22 protein-coding genes and 1 pseudogene are annotated in these 19,879 nt (G+C 38.3%); 9 read left to right on the forward strand and 14 right to left on the reverse strand.

From position 1 onward, the window contains the following. The first annotated feature begins 51 nt into the window (after positions 1-51). Positions 52-201, forward strand: coding sequence for a YuzL family protein (locus ACFX4N_RS22070; RefSeq protein ID WP_013059660.1), 150 nt, complete (start codon positions 52-54; stop codon positions 199-201). A gap of 79 nt (positions 202-280) precedes the next feature. On the opposite strand, the gene ACFX4N_RS22075 is transcribed toward ACFX4N_RS22070, so the two are convergent. The 6 genes from ACFX4N_RS22075 to ACFX4N_RS22100 all read right to left on the reverse strand — a co-directional run bounded on the left by ACFX4N_RS22075 (position 281) and on the right by ACFX4N_RS22100 (position 5,290). Continuing rightward, positions 281-1,198, reverse strand: coding sequence for a proline dehydrogenase family protein (locus tag ACFX4N_RS22075; protein WP_013059661.1), 918 nt, complete (start codon positions 1,196-1,198; stop codon positions 281-283). A gap of 177 nt (positions 1,199-1,375) precedes the next feature. Then, on the reverse strand, positions 1,376-1,633 hold the full coding sequence (locus ACFX4N_RS22080; RefSeq protein ID WP_013059662.1) for a YusU family protein: 258 nt from the start codon (positions 1,631-1,633) through the stop codon (positions 1,376-1,378). Continuing rightward, positions 1,626-2,303 (reverse strand): IucA/IucC family C-terminal-domain containing protein, encoded by a 678-nt coding sequence (locus ACFX4N_RS22085; protein WP_377262453.1) that lies wholly within the window; start codon positions 2,301-2,303, stop codon positions 1,626-1,628. Before ACFX4N_RS22085 ends, ACFX4N_RS22080 begins: the two co-directional genes overlap by 8 nt. 82 nt (positions 2,304-2,385) lie before the next feature. Then, positions 2,386-3,213, reverse strand: coding sequence for an ABC transporter ATP-binding protein (locus tag ACFX4N_RS22090; RefSeq protein WP_013059664.1), 828 nt, complete (start codon positions 3,211-3,213; stop codon positions 2,386-2,388). Between the two features lie 26 nt (positions 3,214-3,239). After that, positions 3,240-4,289: a FecCD family ABC transporter permease gene (locus ACFX4N_RS22095; RefSeq protein ID WP_013059665.1), complete on the reverse strand. Its 1,050-nt coding sequence runs from the start codon at positions 4,287-4,289 to the stop codon at positions 3,240-3,242. Further along, entirely contained in the window at positions 4,286-5,290 is a 1,005-nt protein-coding gene (locus ACFX4N_RS22100; protein WP_107918139.1) for a FecCD family ABC transporter permease, read from the reverse strand. Before ACFX4N_RS22100 ends, ACFX4N_RS22095 begins: the two co-directional genes overlap by 4 nt. Positions 5,291-5,469: 179 nt before the next feature. Here ACFX4N_RS22100 and ACFX4N_RS22105 point away from each other — a divergent pair, with 179 nt between their 5' ends. After that, complete coding sequence (locus tag ACFX4N_RS22105) at positions 5,470-6,456, forward strand: ABC transporter substrate-binding protein (RefSeq protein ID WP_081252119.1); 987 nt, start codon at positions 5,470-5,472, stop codon at positions 6,454-6,456. Between the two features lie 111 nt (positions 6,457-6,567). Continuing rightward, a complete protein-coding gene (locus tag ACFX4N_RS22110; RefSeq protein WP_013085357.1) occupies positions 6,568-6,741 on the forward strand; it encodes a YozQ family protein in 174 nt (57 codons plus the stop codon). Between the two features lie 34 nt (positions 6,742-6,775). On the opposite strand, the gene ACFX4N_RS22115 is transcribed toward ACFX4N_RS22110, so the two are convergent. Both ACFX4N_RS22115 and ACFX4N_RS22120 read right to left on the reverse strand, forming a co-directional pair. Next, positions 6,776-6,913 (reverse strand): hypothetical protein, encoded by a 138-nt coding sequence (locus ACFX4N_RS22115; RefSeq protein WP_014457868.1) that lies wholly within the window; start codon positions 6,911-6,913, stop codon positions 6,776-6,778. A gap of 36 nt (positions 6,914-6,949) precedes the next feature. Further along, on the reverse strand, positions 6,950-10,060 hold the full coding sequence (locus ACFX4N_RS22120; protein ID WP_013059669.1) for an efflux RND transporter permease subunit: 3,111 nt from the start codon (positions 10,058-10,060) through the stop codon (positions 6,950-6,952). A 269-nt stretch (positions 10,061-10,329) separates the two neighbouring features. On the opposite strand from ACFX4N_RS22120, the gene ACFX4N_RS22125 reads away from it, so the two are divergent. Then, a complete protein-coding gene (locus ACFX4N_RS22125; protein ID WP_029319268.1) occupies positions 10,330-11,202 on the forward strand; it encodes a TetR/AcrR family transcriptional regulator in 873 nt (290 codons plus the stop codon). Positions 11,203-11,226: 24 nt separating this feature from the next. Here ACFX4N_RS22125 and ACFX4N_RS22130 read toward each other — a convergent pair whose 3' ends face one another. Next, positions 11,227-11,811, reverse strand: coding sequence for a DUF502 domain-containing protein (locus ACFX4N_RS22130; RefSeq protein ID WP_013059671.1), 585 nt, complete (start codon positions 11,809-11,811; stop codon positions 11,227-11,229). A 171-nt stretch (positions 11,812-11,982) separates the two neighbouring features. Between ACFX4N_RS22130 and ACFX4N_RS22135 the strand changes: the two genes are divergently transcribed. After that, on the forward strand, positions 11,983-12,405 hold the full coding sequence (locus ACFX4N_RS22135; RefSeq protein WP_063670671.1) for an SDR family oxidoreductase: 423 nt from the start codon (positions 11,983-11,985) through the stop codon (positions 12,403-12,405). 129 nt (positions 12,406-12,534) lie between these two features. Beyond that, the gene (locus ACFX4N_RS22140; RefSeq protein WP_192100767.1) at positions 12,535-13,737 is read left to right on the forward strand and encodes an MFS transporter; all 1,203 of its coding nucleotides are present in this window, start codon (positions 12,535-12,537) and stop codon (positions 13,735-13,737) included. Between the two features lie 191 nt (positions 13,738-13,928). On the opposite strand, the gene ACFX4N_RS22145 is transcribed toward ACFX4N_RS22140, so the two are convergent. From ACFX4N_RS22145 to ACFX4N_RS22165, 5 genes and pseudogenes are all read right to left on the reverse strand, one after another. Next, complete coding sequence (locus tag ACFX4N_RS22145) at positions 13,929-14,555, reverse strand: FMN-dependent NADH-azoreductase (protein ID WP_013059674.1); 627 nt, start codon at positions 14,553-14,555, stop codon at positions 13,929-13,931. A 142-nt stretch (positions 14,556-14,697) separates the two neighbouring features. Further along, positions 14,698-16,053 (reverse strand): sensor histidine kinase, encoded by a 1,356-nt coding sequence (locus ACFX4N_RS22150; RefSeq protein ID WP_013059675.1) that lies wholly within the window; start codon positions 16,051-16,053, stop codon positions 14,698-14,700. Beyond that, positions 16,031-16,363 (reverse strand): winged helix-turn-helix domain-containing protein, encoded by a 333-nt coding sequence (locus tag ACFX4N_RS22155; protein ID WP_483879975.1) that lies wholly within the window; start codon positions 16,361-16,363, stop codon positions 16,031-16,033. The genes ACFX4N_RS22150 and ACFX4N_RS22155 overlap by 23 nt, the downstream gene beginning before the upstream one ends. Continuing rightward, positions 16,350-16,934, reverse strand: a pseudogene (locus ACFX4N_RS22160) (response regulator transcription factor); the annotation flags it as partial. The gene ACFX4N_RS22155 and the pseudogene ACFX4N_RS22160, both read right to left, overlap by 14 nt. Before the next feature lie 158 nt (positions 16,935-17,092). After that, entirely contained in the window at positions 17,093-18,229 is a 1,137-nt protein-coding gene (locus ACFX4N_RS22165) for an MGDG synthase family glycosyltransferase (protein WP_223269017.1), read from the reverse strand. 153 nt (positions 18,230-18,382) lie between these two features. Here ACFX4N_RS22165 and ACFX4N_RS22170 point away from each other — a divergent pair, with 153 nt between their 5' ends. From ACFX4N_RS22170 to ACFX4N_RS22180, 3 genes are all read left to right on the forward strand, one after another. Continuing rightward, complete coding sequence (locus tag ACFX4N_RS22170; protein ID WP_192100765.1) at positions 18,383-19,009, forward strand: undecaprenyl-diphosphatase; 627 nt, start codon at positions 18,383-18,385, stop codon at positions 19,007-19,009. A gap of 125 nt (positions 19,010-19,134) precedes the next feature. Then, positions 19,135-19,347 (forward strand): hypothetical protein, encoded by a 213-nt coding sequence (locus ACFX4N_RS22175; RefSeq protein WP_097812354.1) that lies wholly within the window; start codon positions 19,135-19,137, stop codon positions 19,345-19,347. 68 nt (positions 19,348-19,415) lie between these two features. Next, positions 19,416-19,853, forward strand: a complete 438-nt coding sequence (locus tag ACFX4N_RS22180; protein ID WP_013085370.1) for a MarR family winged helix-turn-helix transcriptional regulator — start codon at positions 19,416-19,418, stop codon at positions 19,851-19,853. The last annotated feature ends 26 nt before the right edge of the window (positions 19,854-19,879 follow it).

Raw genomic sequence — 19,879 nt, forward strand, 5'->3', positions numbered from 1 at the left:
TCTAACTATTTTTAATGTGTTTGGTTATCTTAATACACAGGAGGTGATTTTGTGAGCAAATTAAAGAAGGATCCATCGTCAGCAGGCGTAAGCGCAGCAAGCGTTAAAGGAAATGCTGGACCGGTCAATGAACCGCACGGACGCGGCAAAAAGACATCTCAAAACCAACAGTACACAAAGCATAACACTCAAGGACATTAACCTCAAAATCGAACATGAGTAATCGAATCATGTTCGATTTTTGATTATTTCTTACTTTGTCATCACGACCATTTCATTATTATTTTTTTACAATTCCTTTTAAGACAAATGCGACATTTGCAGGTCTTTCTGCAAGGCGCCTCATAAAGTACCCATACCAGTCCGTTCCATAAGGAACGTACACTCTCATTTTATATTGTTCTGCTACGAGCTGAACTTGCCTTTCTGATCGAATGCCGTATAGCATCTGAAATTCAAACTGATTCATTGAAATTCCATGCTTTTTAACAAACTCTTTTGCATACTGAATGATTCGTTCATCGTGAGTAGCAACTGCTGTGTAGTGACCGTTTAATAAGTGGAGTCCAATTATGTTTTTGAAGTTTTCATCTACGTCTTCTTTATCAGGAAACGCCACGTCTGCTGCTTCTTTGTACGCCCCTTTCACTAACCTTAATTTAGGAGCATAAGCATCTAATTCACGGACGTCACTTTCTGTTCGATATAAGTATGCTTGAAGCACCGTCCCTACGTGTTCATACTCATTTTTTAATTGTTTAAATAGCTTAATCGTCTTGCTGCATCGCTTATAGTCCTCCATATCAATCGTCACAAATACGCTATATTTTTCCGCTTCTTCAAGAATACGCCGCATATGATGAAGTGCCAAATCCTCTGAAATATCCAGTCCCATAGACGTTAATTTTAAAGAAATTTCTGAATCTAATCTTTCTTTGTGTATAAGGTGAATGGCCTTTATGCATTGAGCTGCAGCATGATCAACTTCAGCTTCACTTTCCACAAACTCGCCAAGATAATCAATCGTTACTTTTAATCCCTGTTCATTTAGCTTTTTTATCACACTAACAGCTTCATCGATGGTTTCCCCTGCAACAAAACGTGCTGCTCCAAAACGTAAGCCATAGCGCTTAGCCAGCTTTGTTAACTTTTTGCTTTTTGATAACAATAAAAAAAAGTTTCTTATCGTTTGTTCCAAAGCAACCCCCCGCCTTCACTTGTCATACGCCTCACAAAATTTATTTAATTATCATTAATTTTACCATTTTTTAAACTAGATAGATAGGCACCCTTTATTAACATATGCATACAAAATCAAAAAGCGACCGAGAGCTTTTTGATAAAAAAACATCCATCAGCTTTGTGATGAATGTTTTTATTCTGGTTTTCGCTGTGACGCTCGATGCGCTTCATTCAGCTCTTTTATTTCCTTCACAATCTCGACCATTTCCGCTTTTGCTTCTGGATATAATTGATTCCAATGCTTTGTTAAAGGCGGCATGGATTTTGAGATATGGTTGTAAAGTGCCCACATTTTCACTTTTTCCTGCAGCTGTTCGTCACTTTGACCAACCATTAGTTCCGTATACTTTTCAATCAAACCGTCGAATTGCTCTTGAAAGGTTTTACTCATGCACAATCACTCCTTTCTTTGGTTTACAAATAACCGGACACGTTCGACAATAAGTCTTTTTATCTCCTGTTTGGTAAGACAAACAGCACGTTTGCCGACCTCTTATCTCCTGCTTTTGCTTCTCTACATATGGAGGAAGTGAACTGTACCTAGCAAACGGATTATGAGGGTATGAACCAAAGTGATGACCCTCAGCTTCTTCCAACACGTATCGTAAATTCTTTTGTACTTGCACATTTTCTATTTCTTCATTTGCCAAAAGCAAATCATAAAGCCAGTGGATATAAACAGCTACGTTTTCCCACAGAGTCAGCTTCGAGATTTTTGTCACTTTACGCAGCGATGACCATATCGGCTCAATGTGATGAGCAAACAATTCATCAAGAAGTTCATCAAGAAGAATTTTCCGATTGTCCTCTGTTACTTCTTTCGTCTCAATTTCTGAGATAAACACTTTTGGGAGCCACATCGTTTCAGCGTCTTCTGTATGCAACGAAACATTTTTAGTCGATGCGTTTATCTTTTTTTGAAACACAATAAATGAATACAAAGCCGCCACCACAACAAAGCTATACCGCTTCGCTAACATGGAAGCAGCTGCTCTCAAGTTATCAGCCTCCATCGTCTGTTGAATCCACAGCAGCTGCATCCTCAGCGTGATTTCGTCCATGCAGCTGGAGGGAGACAACCTATACAGCGAGTTATCTTTAAACGTACAGCGGAATTTTTCTGCTAACTCGCTTTGCTCTTTCTTATTGAGCATGCTGCGTTTCAACGCGCAGCTTATTCACAATACATCGTCCGCGCCCATGAGGAATACAAAGAGGCGTTCCAAATAACGGATCCACCGTCACTTCACAGTTCATATTAAAGACTCGCTGTACTAAATCGCAGTTAATAACTTCTTCTGGTCTTCCCTGTGCATAGATTTTTTTATCTTGAAGCGCCACAATATGATGAGCATAGCGGCAGGCTAAGTTTAAATCATGCAGCACCATTACGATGGTACGATTTTCTTTTTCATTCAGTTCAAACAACAAGTCCAAGATCTCAATTTGATGCGTCATATCTAAATACGTTGTCGGTTCATCAAGTAAAATAATATCCGTATCTTGTGCTAATGTCATAGCAATCCATGCGCGCTGACGCTGTCCTCCAGAAAGCGAATCAACTTGACGATCAGCCAAGTCTGCTAACCCTGTTGCTTCGAGTGCATTTTGTACTTTTTCTTCATCTTCTTGAGACCACTGACGGAACCAATTTTGATACGGATAGCGCCCTTGTTTAACAAGCTGAAGCACTGTCAACCCTTCAGGTGCAACAGGACCTTGCGGAAGGATTGCTAGCTGCTTTGCAATTTCCTTTGTCGGAAGAGAGGAAATTTTAGAGCCTTCTAGTAAAATAGAGCCGGCATGTGGCTTTAATAATCTTGCTAGTGAACGCAGCAGCGTAGATTTTCCGCATCCATTACTGCCGATAAAAACCGTAATCTCACCCTTTGGGATGGTAACGTCAAGCTCATCTATAATCATCGCTTCTCCATATGATAATGTTAGCGATTTTGTTTCTAACGAATGCATGCGAATCGCTCCTTCTACAAAGAATGCTATACGTTTCTTTGTTTGTATAGTAAATAAATGAAGTACGGTGCGCCAATTGCAGCTGTAAATACACCTGCTGGCACTTCGATTGGCAAGAAAAATGTTCGGCCAATTAAATCTGCTGCTGTGATTAAAATCGCTCCGATTAGTGCCGATAGCGGTATTAAAGCTCCGAATGAAGAACCTACCAGCTTTCGGGCAATATGTGGAGCAAGCAATCCTACAAAGCTAATTCCGCCGGCAAATGCAACGGCGCTTCCTGTTAAAGCTGTACTCATCAGCAATAGTGCCAAACGATTTTTTTGAACGCGACTTCCAACGTTAGTCGCAATTTCTTCACCTAATTCTTGAACATTTAAATTTCGAATCATTAAAATCGTGATTATAACCAGCCCTATTGTAACAGGAACTAGTATGGAAACACTGGCCCAATTTGAGCCATACACCGTTCCTGTGATCCAAATATTTGCCTGACTGGCGCGATAGATAGGACCCATAATCATAAACAGCGTGGTCATAGCTTTCGTTAACGCTGTTAATCCAATTCCTATTAATACTAGTGTAATAGGAGAGACGCCATTTTTCCAGGCAAACACATAAAGTAAAAGCGCCACTGCCACTGCACCTAAAAATGCGCTAACAGGCATCCAATTAATACTTACGGTTAACGAGTTGCTTTTATCACTAAATAGTGTCAAAAATAACACTACACCGACTGACGCTCCTCCTGTTAATCCAATTAAGTCTGGTGAAGCAAGCGGATTTCTCACAAGCCCCTGCAAGATAGCGCCTGCAATAGCTAGGCAAATACCGGCACAAATGGCAACAATAATGCGTGGAAGTCTGAAAGATGTAACAACTAATCGTTCAAACTCCAATCCATGACCCGCTAAAATTTTAATCACACGAAGTGGATTAATAAATAAGTCACCCGTACCTGCACTCAATAAAAAGAGAGCAACAAGTGCAGCTGAAAATCCAATAATGATCAGAGCTGCTTTTATGTTAACCAAAAATGAAATTCTCTTTAAGCGAAGAGATAAGTATGTTTTCATGACGCCTTTGCCCCTTTCCTTGCCATATAGATAAAGAAAGGTGTACCAATAATAGCAGTCATGACTCCAACAGGGATTTCTTGAGGCATAATGACATACCTGGCCGCAACATCGGCTAATAAAATTAAGATCCCGCCGGCAACCGCACTATAGGGAAATACCCAACGATAATCTTGTCCTACAATTGCTCTTACAACATGAGGAACAATAATTCCGACAAAGCTGATCGGACCGGCTACTGCAACGGCTCCACCAGCTAAAATGGCAATAATGATGCCGCTTATAATTTTGACAAGAACCGTTCTTTGACCTAATCCTTTAGCTACATCTTCACCAATCGTTAAAATATTAATTTTTGAAGCGATAAAAAACGTGACAATGATTGCTGGTACTATATAAGGCAGTATGCCATACAGCATTTCCACCTTGCGTCCTTGCACAGATCCAGCCAGCCAAAAGAGAACTTGATCAAGCGAAGATTCATCCACAGCCAGCAGTCCTTGTGTTAAAGAAGAGAAAAAGGCTGCAATAGCCGCTCCTGCGAGCGTCAATTTAATAGGCGTTAATCCTTCTTTTCCGATGGACCCAAGAAAATAGACAACCACTACGGTTAATGCCGCTCCTACGAATGCAATCCATGTAAAAGCTTGAAGTGAATTGACCGAAAAAATCATCACTGCAACAACAATAAAAAAGCTGGCCCCAGCGTTCACACCAATAATATCCGGTGAAGCAAGTGGGTTTTTCGTTAACGCCTGCATCATTGCTCCTGCAATTCCTAAACAAATACCTACCACAGCACCGATTATAGCGCGCGGCAATCGAATATTTTGAATAACTATGTGCTCATTCGAACCGTTAAACGCTTGAAAAGCTTCAAATGCTGTCTTGATACTTGTATCTGTGTATCCGAGTACGATACTTAATCCAATACAGATTAAAAGCAGCATGATTCCAATGATGAGCCCTATTACTTTCATTTGAACACTGCGTAGCATCATTTTCATTGCTCTCCTCTAAGATGATTCCTATATATATCTAACCTTTAGTTTAGGAAACATTGAAAAAAGTGTCAATGATTTTGAGAATCATTTTCAATTTTTAATTGACACCGCTTAAAAGTTAGAATATTATCTTAATTGTTAATGAAAATCATTATCACTTAAGAGGGGGAAGAGATGTGAATACATATTCTAAAGGCAAGTTGTCATATTTGTTATCCATTCTTACCATTATGACACTGCTTGTGCTGGCAGCCTGCGGTAATTCAAACAGCGCTGACGGCGATAAAAAAGAAAAAACGGAAGGTTCTGGCGAAACTTATACAGTAAAACACGCAATGGATAAAACAGAGATTAAAGGAACACCTAAACGAGTGGTCGTTTTAACAAACGAAGGTACTGAAGCTCTTCTTGCAATGGGTGTAAAGCCTGTGGGTGCTGTTCAATCATGGTTAGGAAATCCGTGGTATGACCATATTAAAGGTCAGATGAAAGGCGTTAAAAGTGTAGGTACAGAAAGCGAGCCAAGCTTAGAAGCAATCGCAGCTTTAAAACCTGACTTGATTATCGGAAATAAAATGCGCCAAGAAAAAGTATACGATCAGCTGAGTCAAATTGCTCCGACTGTCTTCTCTGAAGAACTGCGCGGAGACTGGAAATCAAACTTTAAGCTATATGCAAAAGCTGTAAATAAAGAAGAAAAAGGTAAAGAAGTATTAGCGGACTATGACAATCGCGTAGCTGATTTAAAGAAACGTCTTGGTAATCAGTTAAAACAAAAAATCTCAGTTGTACGCTTTACAGCTGGAGACGTTCGTATCTATCATAAAGATTCGTTCTCAGGCGTTATTTTAGATCAGCTTGGCTTTGCTCGCCCTGAATCTCAAGACAAAAATGATTTTGCTGAAATGAATGCAACAAAAGAACGCATTCCGGCAATGGACGGCGATCAGCTATTCTACTTCTCTTATGAAACGGGAGACGGCGAAGCAACAAAGCTTGAAAAAGAATGGATAAACGATCCGCTTTTCAAAAAGTTAAAAGTAGCTCAAGAAGACCATGTTCATAAAGTAGATGATGCTACTTGGAATACAGCAGGCGGTGTGTTAGCAGCTAATATCGTACTTGATGATATTGAAAAAATCTTCTTAGATAAAAAACAATAATAATATGAAAGAAAGAGCTTCGACCAATCGAAGCTCTTTTTGCATGTATAATGTATTTCCTTTCATCGCACACTAACCGTGGTCTCACTTTATTAAATAGGAGTGGTGAAAATGAATTCAAAAAAACAGCCTAAAAAGCAGCCTGATACAAATGAAATGGCTGACCGTCAGTTCGAAACAGAAGATTATAACCGACAAGATGCACTCTCACAAGGTCTAGCAGAAACACATGAGCAAGTAAGCGACGCCTATCAAGAAGGATCATTTGAAGATACAGATCGTTAATAAAAAAAGAGCTGACTCTAAGTCAGCTCTTTTTTTATTTTGAATGCTGCCATGCCGTTTTAGGCAATGACATGGACATCCACTGCTGGCGCTTTGATTTATCAATCGTTACTTTCTTTGCTTTAATTCCTTGTTGAATCAGCTGTTTCATTAGTTTATCAATTGACTTCATCGCTATTCACCTCAAAAGCGGAAATTTGTTTTGCTTCTATTTTTTTACTTTTTTGCGCTTAAACTTCATAAAAAACTCATAGACAATTGGAACGATAATGAGCGTAAGCAGCGTAGAACTTGTTAGTCCTCCGATTACCGTAACCCCTAGCCCTTTTGAAATAAGGCCTCCACCTTCAAATCCAAAAGCTAATGGAAGCAGTGCACCAATCGTTGCAATAGCTGTCATTAAGATCGGGCGAAGACGTGTCATTCCAGCTTCTAGTAACGCTTCACGCGTCGACAGACCCTCTTGCTCTTTATGAATCACGCGGTCAATCAGCACAATTGCATTTGTTACCACAATTCCAATCAGCATAAGAGCTCCAATCATCGAAGAAATGCTGATCGTTTCTCCAGAGATTAAAAGCGCCACTAGTGCACCGATGAGTGTAAATGGAAGTGAGAATAAGATAGCAAATGGTGCTAGCCCTCCACCAAATGTCAGTACTAGTACGAAGTACACGATACCGATGGCTGCGAGCATAGCAATTCCTAATTGACTAAATGAGTCATTAATTTGCTCTGATGCTCCGCCAAAGTTAATATCCATATCACTTGGCAAATCAATTTTCTTCACTTCTTTTTGGACGTTAGAAGAAACGCCGCCTACATCGTCACTCTTAATATCGGCACTTACCTCTGCATAAATTTTATTATCACGGCGAGTTACCGTATTCGATGTTTTACCCTTTTTAATATCGACAACTTCATTTAATGTAACTTCCTGTCCAGTTTGAGAGGTCACTTTTGTGCTTGAAAGTTCGGCAAAAGTAGAGAAATCCTCTTTTTCTTTTGGAAGGTATACGTTAATTTCGTTTCCGTCTTTTTGGATAGTCGTTAATACTTCACGCTGTCCAAGGTTCGAAATTTGCATGCCGATTTGACTAGCAGACAAGCCCAGTTCAGCGGCTTTCTTTTGATTCGGTACTAGCGTATATTCATCAAACGTATCTGAAAGCGTAGAATCGACATTTTTCAGTTCTTTATGCTTTTCTAAAACATGCTGAACTTTATCAGCATAAGGTTTGATTTCATCTAAGCTATCTCCGTAAATAAGGACGTTTAATGAATTATTGCTGCCGCTAGACGCCGTATTCATTGAGCCCCATTCACCTTGATTCGCTTGTTTATTAAGAGCTTTTAATACTTTATCCTGTTCTTTATCAAAGTTTTGTGTATCCTCGTCATATTGCACAAATGTTAAAACGTTATTTTTGCTTCCCGGATTAAAAGAGTTACCTTCACCGAACGAATACTGAACCGTTTTGACACCATCTCGCTTCATCAAGTACGCTTCTGCGCGATTTGCTGCTTTTTCTACGTCGCTTTGAGACTGTCCGGCTTTCGGTGTATACGTAAGCGTCAGCGTTTTTTCTTGATCGGATGATAAGAAGCTCACGCCAATAGAAGGAACTAAGAATAAACTTCCTACTAACAGTAGTACGGCTAACCCAAAGGAAATAAGCTTATGGTTTAGCGTCCAGTTCAAAATTCGCTTATATCCGTGCGCTAGTTTGCTTGGTTTTTCTTCTTTTACTTTTACATTTGTTTTAAATAACGAATGAGCAAGCATTGGCACGAGTGTTACCGCTACTAGCAGTGATGCTAACAGTGCAAAAACAACGGTTAACGCAAACGGTAAGAATAGCTCTCCTACCGGTCCTTCTACTAGACCTAACGGTAAGAATACGGCCACGGTTACGATTGTAGAAGAGAAAATTGGAACAAACATCTCTTTCGTCGCCGCGACAATTAAATCTTTTCCTTTAAGCTTTTCTTCCTGATAAGCCATGCGGCGGTAAATATTTTCAATAACGACAATGGAATCATCTACAACCCTTCCGATGGCTACAGTCATCGCTCCAAGCGTCATAATATTTAAAGAGATATCCATTGATTTGAGCGCTAAAATGGCGATTAATAACGAAAGCGGAATCGAAATAACGGCAATAATCGTTGAACGAATATCACGTAAAAATAAAAGAATAATAATAACCGCAAAGACCGCACCGATAATAGCTTTATTTAGCATCGTATGAACAGAATCTTCAATCGGTTTACCTTGATCAAAAATATTGTCAACGTGAAGGTCTTTATTTTTCTTTTCTAGGCTATTCATTTTTTCTTTAATATCATTTACAACATTTACTGTGTTCGCATCCTTCGCTTTGACAACTTGTACAGCAATTGAAGGTTTTCCGTTCGTGCGAGAAATAGATTCTGCTTTCCCCGTCACTTTAATATCCGCAATTTCTTTTAATTTCACAGTTGGAATAGAAGCTGCGGACGGCGCCTGCTGCACGGCTCCTTGTGTCTGCTGCTGGCTCATTCCTTGTTGCTGATCTTGAGCAGCTCCTTGACTAGGAACAGCTGGAATCTCTAAGTTTTCCAAATCTTTTTCTGCTGTCATCTTTCCGTCTACCACAACAGATTTTTGAGATCCATCCATCGTATACGTACCAGCCGGCACTTTTGCATCAGATGCTTGGATAAGCTTTTTCACCGTATCTTCATCGAGTCCCAGCTGCTTGAGCTTGTCTTGTTTGAATACAAGTTCTGCTTCTTCAACTTGTTCTCCTGACACACTGACCGAAGAAATCCCTTGCACTTTTTCAACTTGTGGAACAACGGTATTTTTTACATACTTCGTTAATTCTTCTAATGATTTTTTATCATCTGAAACGCTTAATGAAATAATCGGAAAATCACTAATGCTTTGTCTTGAAACATTTGGTTCCTCTACATCATCTGGCAGATCTACGTTTGAAAGAGCTCGTCTAACTTCGTCTTCTGCCTTCTCCATATCTTTACTAAAGCTATATTCAACTTGAATAGTAGCCATATTTTCATAAGAAGATGAGCTAACTGTCTCAACGCCGCTCAGTCCCTGAAGCTTTTGTTCAATCGGCTTACTCACCTTATCTGCCACTTGTTCCGGAGTGGCTCCCGGATAAGTTGCAGTGACTGTTACAACAGGCGTTGAAATATCAGGAATGGTCTCTAGTTTCATATTAAACCCTGAATACAGCCCTGCAATAATGACAAAGAGTGTTAACAGCCATACTGCAAATTTATTTTTCAATGAAAATTTAATAAACTTCCCCAATGCATATCCTCCTTCAAATATATGTATACTAATAAAATTGACTGATCGGTCACAACAACTTAAAATATAAATGACTAACCGGTCAGTGTCAACCCTAAGCAGGCTCTCTCCTAACATGTTCATAATAAAGACATATTTACGATAAATCGTTTTTTAAAGGAACTGACTCCCGGTTTTAACTTTGATATATACCTTTATCTTTTTTAGTGTATGATACTATTATCTAACGAAATGAATGGCTAAATTGTTCAATAAAGGAGGTAGAATACATGAAAGAAAAAGAAAAGAGAATAATTGAAGCTTCGATTAAGCTTTTTGCCAAAAAAGGATTTAATGCTACCTCTGTGCAAGAAATTGTAGATGAATGCAACATTTCAAAAGGTGCATTTTACCTGCACTTCAAATCTAAGGATGCACTTCTATTATCAATTCTAAACTTTTACTATGAAAAGCTCTTTAGCTCTGTTTATGCTCTCGACGAGGAAGTAAACGATGCCCGCAGCCGCTATATGAATCAGCTCATCTATTTCTATGAATTTATTACGGAGCACAGAGATTTTATTATCATGCAAATTCGTGAAAAATCTATTCCATTTAACAAAGAAGTGGAGACCTTTGTTCATAAAATGCAACGAGAAACGTTTTACTTTCATCGCAAAAGCCTCGTTAGCGTATATGGAGAAGACGTAACTCCTTATATCTCGGATTTAACGAAAATGATTGAAGGTATTCATCATTCCTTTTTAGAAATTATTATCTTCAATCAATTCGAGCTTACCTTTAAAGAAGTAGCACAGTACATAATGGACCGAGTTGATGTGTTAGTAGAAGATTTATTAGCTAGAAAACCTCGTCCCCTTATTCCCGCTTCTTTTGGTGAAGATATATACGGAAAGGAACGAACGACTTTTCTAAGTAAAAATGAGCAGGTAAAACAAGCTCTTGAGGAAATTAAACATCTGCTAGACACCAGCGATCATATTTCTGATGAGTACGCAGACAGCTTTCACATTTTACAAACGGAGCTAAAAAAAGATAAGCCTACCGCTGCTATTGTAAAAGGCATGGTTGGAAATTTAACGGAACTTAAATCGTTGGAAGAACCGCTTAATCTTTTAACAGCCTTACTCCAACAAAAATAACAGAAGGCTTCAACAAGCCTTCTGTTATTTTTCTGCTTTTGAACTAGATACTCCCCCAGATAACACGAACTTCATTGCTTCTTCCGGCTTAATATCTAACCATTCAATTTCTTCTTTTGGAATCAAAAAAGTAAAACCAGCTACTTGAAAAGTTTGTGGAACATAGACGGCGAAATGGTCTTTTAACGAGTGAATCACCTCTTCTACTTCTTCAGAGGTCACAAACCCTATGACTTTCATTGACGTGCCGGGCATCGTCACTAAAACTACTTTTGAAAAGGACTTTTTCTCTCCAAGAAAAGATTGAAACGTATCTTTAATGACGGTATATAGCGTTTTAACAAGCGGTATTCTTTCTAACAACCGGTCAATTAAGTTAATAATTTTCCCCGTAAAAAAACGAGTAGATAACCACCCTAATAACGTAATTAAAACAAGAGTCGCTAAGATTCCAATACCAGGTATGTAATCCTGCTTCATATAGGGCTTCAATACGTTCCCTAAAATGCTATCTAAAAAATTAAACACTCTTACCAAAATATAAATAACAAGGATAATAGGGACAATCGTTAAGAGTCCATTAATAAAACTTTTTATGATTGCTTTCATGCAAACACCTCATTTTTTCTGACATACTGCTGTTCATTATACAATGGATTTGCCTTATCTGCGTCTCTTTATTTTTATTCACATATGTATAAGCTAGCAACTTTTTATCAAAATAATGGATGGGTACATGAACATGCATACTTATATACTTATTTTTTCGGAGGGATACAATTGGGACGTCTAGAATCAAAAATTGCTGTTATTAAAGGGTCAAGATCTGACATAGGAAAAGCAACCGCTGAACGCTTTGCAAAAGAAGGCGCGGTTGTTATTTGTGCCGATATTAATGTAGACGGTGTGAAAAAAGTAGCACAAGAAATTAAAGATGCTGAAGGTGAAGCATACGCCTACTATATCGATGTAACTGAAGAAGAAAAAGTAAAAGAGTTCGCAGCGGAAATTGAAAAGAAATTTGGAAAAGCTTATGAATGGGTTGATCCGATGGGCCGTCTAGGCAAGCCGGAAGAAGTAGCAGGTGCGGTATTATTTTTAGCATCCGATGATATCTCATATGTAACAGGTGATTGCATTACGTTAGACGGCGGTCATATGGCTTATACATGGCCTGGAAAAATGCTTTACGATAAAATGTGAGAATAAAGCTAGCTCTATACCATTAGGTATGGAGCTTTTCCGTTTGAATTTTTTCTTTAAAATAGACGTGACATTATGTCAAGACAGGTGTAAACTTAAAGCAAAATTCTTTGCTTCTAGGAGGAAGACATGAAAACAAAACAATTATCAGAACGTCAGCTTCTTGGCATCGCAGGACTAGGATGGCTCTTCGATGCGATGGATGTTGGCATTTTGTCTTTTATCATTGCAGCTCTTCACGCTGAATGGGGGCTTTCCCCTACTGAAATGAGTTGGATAGGCAGCGTCAATTCTATCGGAATGGCCGTTGGAGCTTTGGTGTTTGGATTGCTGGCTGATCGAATTGGGCGAAAAGCCGTTTTTATTGTTACCCTTGTTCTTTTTTCAGTAGCAAGCGGCCTTTCAGCTCTTACTACTACACTTGCTGCTTTTTTAGTATTTCGATTTTTAATTGGAATGGGTTTAGGAGGAGAGCTTCCTGTTGCTTCTACACTTGTTTCTGAGACCGTGGCGCCGGAAAAACGCGGTAAAGTGGTCGTCTTGTTAGAAAGTTTTTGGGCGTTTGGCTGGCTATTGGCAGCGCTTATTTCTTACTTTGTAATCCCAGCTTACGGGTGGCAGCTAGCGCTTATCCTAACCGCTATTCCAGCGTTTTATGCCATTTATTTGCGCATTAAACTGCCGGATTCTCCTCAGTTTGTAAAAGCAACAAAGGAAAAGAAAACGTCGATTGCGGACAATGTAAAAAGCGTGTGGTCTAAGCCTTATCGCCAATCTACGATTATGCTGTGGGTTCTGTGGTTTTGCGTTGTATTTTCATATTATGGCATGTTTTTATGGTTACCTAGCGTCATGGTCATTAAAGGGTTTAGCTTAATTAAAAGCTTTGAATATGTATTGATTATGACATTAGCTCAACTGCCTGGCTACTATACGGCTGCTTGGTTTATTGAACGCATGGGCCGAAAATTCGTATTGGTTACTTATTTGTTAGGTACTGCTGCCAGCGCATATATCTTTGGAAATGCGGAGTCACTTTGGCTGCTGCTAACAGCAGGTATGCTGCTGTCTTTCTTCAATTTGGGCGCTTGGGGAGCTTTATACGCGTATACACCTGAGCAATATCCGACATCTATCCGAGGCACAGGAGCTGGAATGGCCGCTTCTTTTGGACGAATTGGAGGAATTTTAGGGCCGCTGTTAGTTGGATATATGTCAACGCAAGGTACGTCTTTAACCGTTACGTTCTCAATCTTTTGTGCAGCTATTTTGATTGGTGTCATTTCGGTTGTTTTTCTAGGAAAAGAAACTAAACAAAAGCAGCTCGCATAAAAAAGACGCTCTTTTAGAGCGTCTTTTTTTGCTTATTATTTATTTCCTACTAAACCTTCTTTATTTACCTCCACTTTGATATCATCATGAGCAGCTATTTCTAATCTCGTTTTACCGGTTATATTTTTAAAAGTATACAATAGAAATATAAAGAAGCCAGACTTTGTAAGCCTGGCTTTTACTACTGTTATTTAAAATGTTTTGGCTGCTTGTACTGCTTGTTCTAGGCCGCTTTTAATAATTTGTTGAGCACGATCTGGAAATTGATTATGCCCTTCAATAATAACAGAGTTCACCTTTGTGATGCCAAAGAATTGAAGTATGCTGCTGACATATTTAACGGCCATTTCGACAGCGGCTGACGGACCTTCTGAATATACTCCACCTCGTGCATTTAATAACATCACCTTTTTATCGCCTAGTAATCCCACAGGACCTTCTGGCGTATACTTAAACGTTTTGCCTGCTTGATTTAAATAATCAAAGTACGTATGAAGCACGGCCGGCACAGTAAAATTCCAAAGCGGAAAAGCAATGACAATTTTATCAGCTTTCACAAATTGTTCTAAGTAATGATTCGCAATTTCTGCTGCTTTATTTTCCGCTGCTGTCACTTCTAATCCTCTTGCTAATTTAAACTGACCGTTTATCATGTCTGCATCTAAATAAGGAAGTTCTTCTTTGAACAGATTCAATTCTATTATTTCTTCACCTGGATGCGATTGTTTGTAGCTTTCTAAAAACGCATCATATAGTTTCACGCTTACGGCTTCACTTGTCGATCTGTCATTTGCTTTTATAAAAAGAGTATAACTCATACTAAAACCTCCACTGATTGTTGATACTCTTATCTTATTCGCTTTTTTCTTGCATTTCGAACGACTTTGTAATGAAATACCTTCATACTTTAGTCGGAGAAAAATCATATAATCACACAAAAGCCGCCTAACGGCGGCTTTCTCAGTTTGTAGATGAAATGGGAAGATGAATAACAACTTCCGTGCCTTGTTCTTCTTCACTTTTAATAAAAATCTCGCCCTTGTGCTGACGGACAATAGTTTGTGCAATCGATAGTCCAAGCCCCGTTCCTCCCGTAGCTCTGCTTCTAGCTTTATCAACTCGATAGAAGCGTTCAAAAATATGTGCAAGATCTTCTTTTGGAATGCCAATTCCATAGTCTTTTACTTTGATAATGACATCTTCCTGCTCTTTTTCAACGGTCACTTCAATTTTATCCGTACTGTATTTAATTGCATTATCAAGCAAAATAATCAACACTTGCTTCATTTTCAGTTCATCCACTTCAATCATAATGGGCGTTTGATCATAATGAAGAACTAATTCTCTTTTGTATACCTGCTGCAGCTGCTTAACGATTTGTTCAAAAATAAGAACAAGATCTGTTTGCTTCATATCAAGCGTTTGTTCTTTTTCCACACTTGCCAGATCAAGCAGCGTTTCAATCATTTTTTGCATTTTGGTTGCTTCCGCATAGATGGTGTCGATCGCATCCAGCGTAATTTCTTCATTTTTAATCCCTCTTCTTCTTAATAAATTAGAATAACTGCGAATAACGGTTAGAGGGGTTTTTAATTCATGAGAAGCATCGGAAACAAACTGGTTTTGCTTTTCAATATTTTCTCGCAAGCGGTCAATCATATGATTAAAGGTAACGGTCATACCCTGCAGTTCATCTCTCGTTTCCGTTTGAATTAGGACTTTTTTAGGAACACCGCTCTCTTCAATCTCTTTCATCGTTGTGACCATATTTTTAATAGGATGCATAATGACGCGTGATAACCATCTTCCTCCTAAAAGAGACAGTAAAATGGACACAAGCGAACAAAAAATCAAAATTGATAGCAAAATATCTTTACGGGTTTCAAAACCAGTCAGGAGCTCACCAATTTCCAGCGTTTCAACGACTTGATTATTGACTTTGACAGGCATGCGAATAACCAATACTTGCTTTTCTCTGATTTTGCGAAGCTTCACCTTTTTTTTCTTTGAAAATTCGGGCTTAATTTTCACCAGATGAGGATCATTTGATACTTGGTTAATGACCGTAGAATTTTCTGAGACTGTTCGGATAAATGAATGGTTGGTCAAATAAAATTTTAGTAACTCTGGCGAGAGCTCCACGGAATGATCTTGTTGACCTTTTTGAATAATCTCGCGTGCTTTTTCGAATAAAATGTCCTGTTCCATATTCACCGTAGATTTAGTAAAGGAGAAAAAAACAACGATGTTCATGATTAATAAAATAACCACTAGCCATGCTGTTGTCAGCAAATTAATCTTCGTCGTGATCTTCATGTTTCTCCTCTTTCATCATATATCCTACGCCCCGCACCGTATGAATGAGAGAAGTAGAAAAACCTTCATCTACTTTTTTTCTTAAGTGGCGAATATACACATCAATTACGTTTGTTTCTCCTTCATATTCATAGCCCCAAACGTTTGTGAGAATTCCTTCTCTCGTGACAATTTTATTTTTGTTCGTAAGCAAATACACGACTAAATCATACTCTTTCGGTGTCAACGTAATGGATTCATTGTTTCTTAGGACTTCCCTTGTTTCAAGATTAATGGTCAAATCACTGATCGTTANCTCCTTCATATTCATAGCCCCAAACGTTTGTGAGAATTCCTTCTCTCGTGACAATTTTATTTTTGTTCGTAAGCAAATACACGACTAAATCATACTCTTTCGGTGTCAACGTAATGGATTCATTGTTTCTTAGGACTTCCCTTGTTTCAAGATTAATGGTCAAATCACTGATCGTTAAGAGCTCCGCTTCAGCTTCTTTCGTTCCTGATGCTTCTACGAGCGAACGATAGCGAATACAAGAGCGAACCCGTGCTAACAGTTCTTCAATTTCAAACGGTTTTGTAACATAATCATTAGCTCCTTGGTCTAAGCCCATTACCTTATCCAGCGTCGTATTTCTGGCAGTTAATAAAATAACTGGCGTAAATACTTCCGCTTTCCGAAGTCTTCTTAACACCTCAATACCGCTCAGACTTGGAAGCATCACGTCTAGCAAAATGAGGTCATATTGAGCCGATGTTGCCGTCTCTAACCCCGCTTTCCCGTCGTACTCAACATCTACTTCATAATCTTCAAATTCCAATTCAATCTTTAACACTTTCGCAATTTGCGCTTCATCTTCCACAATTAAAATTTTCTCTTTCATGTTATACACCTCTCACCACATGTCTTAAGTGAAAGAATAGCTTCTTTAGATAAAAAAACAACACCTTTTTCAAAAGATGTTTGTTTTTTTATCTAAACCCTACTTTTTCAACATACTTGTCTTTTAGCTTATCCTTATTGTTTGTAAACATGAATGTTTTACGCATGAAGACCAATCGTTTGCTTTTCACCTAAAATCCAATTGACTACTGCTAAAAGTTCTTCAGGCGTTTGTGCTTCGATTTCTTTATGGTAAGCAGCAATCGCGTTATATAATGTGCTCATTTTATCAGCATCCTGCAGCACTGCCTGCAGCTGACTTTCTAACGATTGATCCGCCTTTAGTTCTTGAACTAAGTTTCGTTCTGTTAAATAGCGTAAATTCACTTCTTCTTGACCTGGTAAAGCAGAATGAACAAAAATCGGTAAATTCTTGCGAAGAGCTTCACTGACCGTTATACCACCTGGCTTTGTTACAATAGCATCCACTCTTTCATACAGTTCATTCATTTCTGTGCGTGATGAAATGTACGGAATTGGTGTAACGTGCTGTAATTCCCATCCCTTGATTTCTTCATATAACTTTTGATTTTTGCCGCATAAGACAAAGTAATGAAAATGGCGCGCATCTTTTAAATCATTGTAGAAATCCATAATATTGCCTAAGCCGCTGCTGCCTCCAGCAATTAAAATATTTCGGTTACCAGGATGCTTAAATGTTCTTGTTTTTGTTATTTCTTCATGTACCGGTATTCCTGTGACCATCATATTTTGAAGTGGAATTTCACTTTGAGCACGAAGTCCTTTTTTTACTTCTTCACTAGGGAGAAAGTGAAAATCAATCTCTTCTTTTCCCCATAAATTATTAATAAAGAAATCCGTGTAGACATTTATAATAGGTACATCGCACTTGCCTTTTGCTTTTAATTGACTGAGCAAATAAGAAGGAAACCCATGTGTGCATATAATTAAATCCGGATTTTCTTCTTTAACTAAGTGCTCCATTTTTTTTGCGAATACGTGATGATACCATTTGAATGAATGAACAGGCGGTTCATAAAAGAGATGTTTGTATGCCATATTGTACGTTTCTGGAGCATAACGAATCCATTTCAAATATGTGCCTGTGACCACTTTTTCTAATAGTTCGTTTGTATAGCTTAATAAATCTATTTTTTTATAACAAATATTTGTTGTTCTTCTTTCCAATATATCCATTAACGCCTCTGCCACTTGATGATGGCCAGAAGGCATTTTTAGAAGAGGTAAAAATAAAACCTTTTTCAACTGTTTCATCTCCTATTCTAAAAGCAGTTTCTTCCTCTCCTTTTTATATCATTAAATGCCCTTAAATTTTGGATTTTAATTGATTTTTAATGTGAAATTCATTGTTTTTTTAGAGTGTCAATCTAAACTAAGAGTGAAAAGTACTGCATAAGGAGAAAACAAATGAACCTTAATTACGAAGTATTTCAATGGGTTAACTCGTTTGCTGGTAAATCCAGCGCAATGGATTCTGTAATGATTATCATCACGAATAGCGTTCCTTATTTTATAATGGCTTGTTTGCTTTTGCTTTGGTTTAGCGGAAAAACAGAAAGAACAATTTATCACCGTTATACGGCTTTATACATGTTGTTTACAATTGTACTTTCTCTATGTATCAATGAAGTCATTCACCTGGTGTATTACCACCCGCGTCCGTTTGTGACTCATCACGTTCATAAGCTGATTCCGCACCCGGCTAATTCATCTTTTGTGAGTGATCATTCGATTTTAGTCTTTTCTGCTGCTTGGATCATGTGGTTACGAAAAAACAAATGGAGAAGCATCATTTTTATATGGGCTGTCATTTCGGGCCTTTCACGTATTTACGTAGGCGTTCACTATCCAGCAGATGTACTTGGAGGCATGGTGATTGCGGGAGCTATCGGATGCTTTATTATATACGTTTCAGCTAAAACAGCTCCTCTTATTCAGCGATTATTCTGGATTCACGATTTGATTATCAAGCGTATTCCGTTTCTATCTCCCTATACGCATGAACAAATTAGCAAAAAAAATCATTCAGCTTAAAGAGGCTGAGACAAAAATAGTTTAGCTGAAGTGAAAAACGAACCACTAATCAAACAGTTTGATTAGTGGTTCGTTTTTTTTGTTATGGTGAACGTAGATTTTATCTGTTTCGTTCCTTCCAGCAGTTGATTGGAGGGCAAGGCTCACGGGACGCCCGCGGAAAGCGAAGCCTTGCACGGAAATCAACTGCGGTCGAGCAAGCAGTCCAGATTATATATCCAGATTATTCGCCTTTGGATGGGATTCATTTCGTTACGTCTCAGCCTCTTTTTTTATTATTTTTAAAAACCAACGTTCACTTTCTTGACTTTCACTTTTATTTATTTTATATTAGTTGATGTATCAAACATTGATGTATCAAATATTAATCCATCTATAAATATCATAGAAAAAGGGAGCGACTTTCTTGTCACATTCATGTTCTGAAAAAGCAAATGTTCTGTATGCTCTGCAAGAAGTTAATAAACAAATTAATCAAAAGTTTGAGCATTGTACCGGTGTTAGCCAATCACGTCTTGATATTTTACATCAGCTTTATGAAACAGGTGAAATGAGTCAAAAGGCGCTTCAACAGCAAGTAAACATTGACAATGCTGCAATTACAAGGCATTTAAAGCAGCTCGAAGAAAGAGATGTTGTATCACGCCGTAAAAACCCTGATGACAACCGCGTAACATTTGTAAAGCTTACGAAAAGCGGACATGAAAAAATCGGTGCATTTCGAAACGAAAAAGCTCGCTTTATTGATGAAGCATTTAAAGATTTCAGCGAAGAAGAACAGCTGCTGCTTTCCAAAATGCTCGAGCGTTTAAAAGTAAACATTTCGGCCATTGAACGGTCATAACATTTTTAACATAAAGGAGAGTTCAT

It is taken from the genome of Priestia sp. YIM B13551, assembly GCF_042787905.1.
GTDB lineage: Bacteria > Bacillota > Bacilli > Bacillales > Bacillaceae_H > Priestia.

Excerpts from the sequence above, each read along its gene's own strand:
- ACFX4N_RS22080 (WP_013059662.1), bottom strand. The coding sequence starts at position 1,633 with ATGAGTAAAACCTTTCAAGAGCAATTCGACGGTTTGATTGAAAAGTAT.
- ACFX4N_RS22085 (WP_377262453.1), bottom strand. The coding sequence starts at position 2,303 with ATGGACGAAATCACGCTGAGGATGCAGCTGCTGTGGATTCAACAGACG.
- ACFX4N_RS22090 (WP_013059664.1), bottom strand. The coding sequence starts at position 3,213 with ATGCATTCGTTAGAAACAAAATCGCTAACATTATCATATGGAGAAGCG.
- ACFX4N_RS22095 (WP_013059665.1), bottom strand. The coding sequence starts at position 4,289 with ATGAAAACATACTTATCTCTTCGCTTAAAGAGAATTTCATTTTTGGTT.
- ACFX4N_RS22100 (WP_107918139.1), bottom strand. The coding sequence starts at position 5,290 with ATGATGCTACGCAGTGTTCAAATGAAAGTAATAGGGCTCATCATTGGA.
- ACFX4N_RS22110 (WP_013085357.1), top strand. The coding sequence starts at position 6,568 with ATGAATTCAAAAAAACAGCCTAAAAAGCAGCCTGATACAAATGAAATG.
- ACFX4N_RS22115 (WP_014457868.1), bottom strand. The coding sequence starts at position 6,913 with ATGAAGTCAATTGATAAACTAATGAAACAGCTGATTCAACAAGGAATT.
- ACFX4N_RS22125 (WP_029319268.1), top strand. The coding sequence starts at position 10,330 with ATGAAAGAAAAAGAAAAGAGAATAATTGAAGCTTCGATTAAGCTTTTT.
- ACFX4N_RS22130 (WP_013059671.1), bottom strand. The coding sequence starts at position 11,811 with ATGAAAGCAATCATAAAAAGTTTTATTAATGGACTCTTAACGATTGTC.
- ACFX4N_RS22140 (WP_192100767.1), top strand. The coding sequence starts at position 12,535 with ATGAAAACAAAACAATTATCAGAACGTCAGCTTCTTGGCATCGCAGGA.
- ACFX4N_RS22145 (WP_013059674.1), bottom strand. The coding sequence starts at position 14,555 with ATGAGTTATACTCTTTTTATAAAAGCAAATGACAGATCGACAAGTGAA.
- ACFX4N_RS22150 (WP_013059675.1), bottom strand. The coding sequence starts at position 16,053 with ATGAAGATCACGACGAAGATTAATTTGCTGACAACAGCATGGCTAGTG.
- ACFX4N_RS22165 (WP_223269017.1), bottom strand. The coding sequence starts at position 18,229 with ATGAAACAGTTGAAAAAGGTTTTATTTTTACCTCTTCTAAAAATGCCT.
- ACFX4N_RS22170 (WP_192100765.1), top strand. The coding sequence starts at position 18,383 with ATGAACCTTAATTACGAAGTATTTCAATGGGTTAACTCGTTTGCTGGT.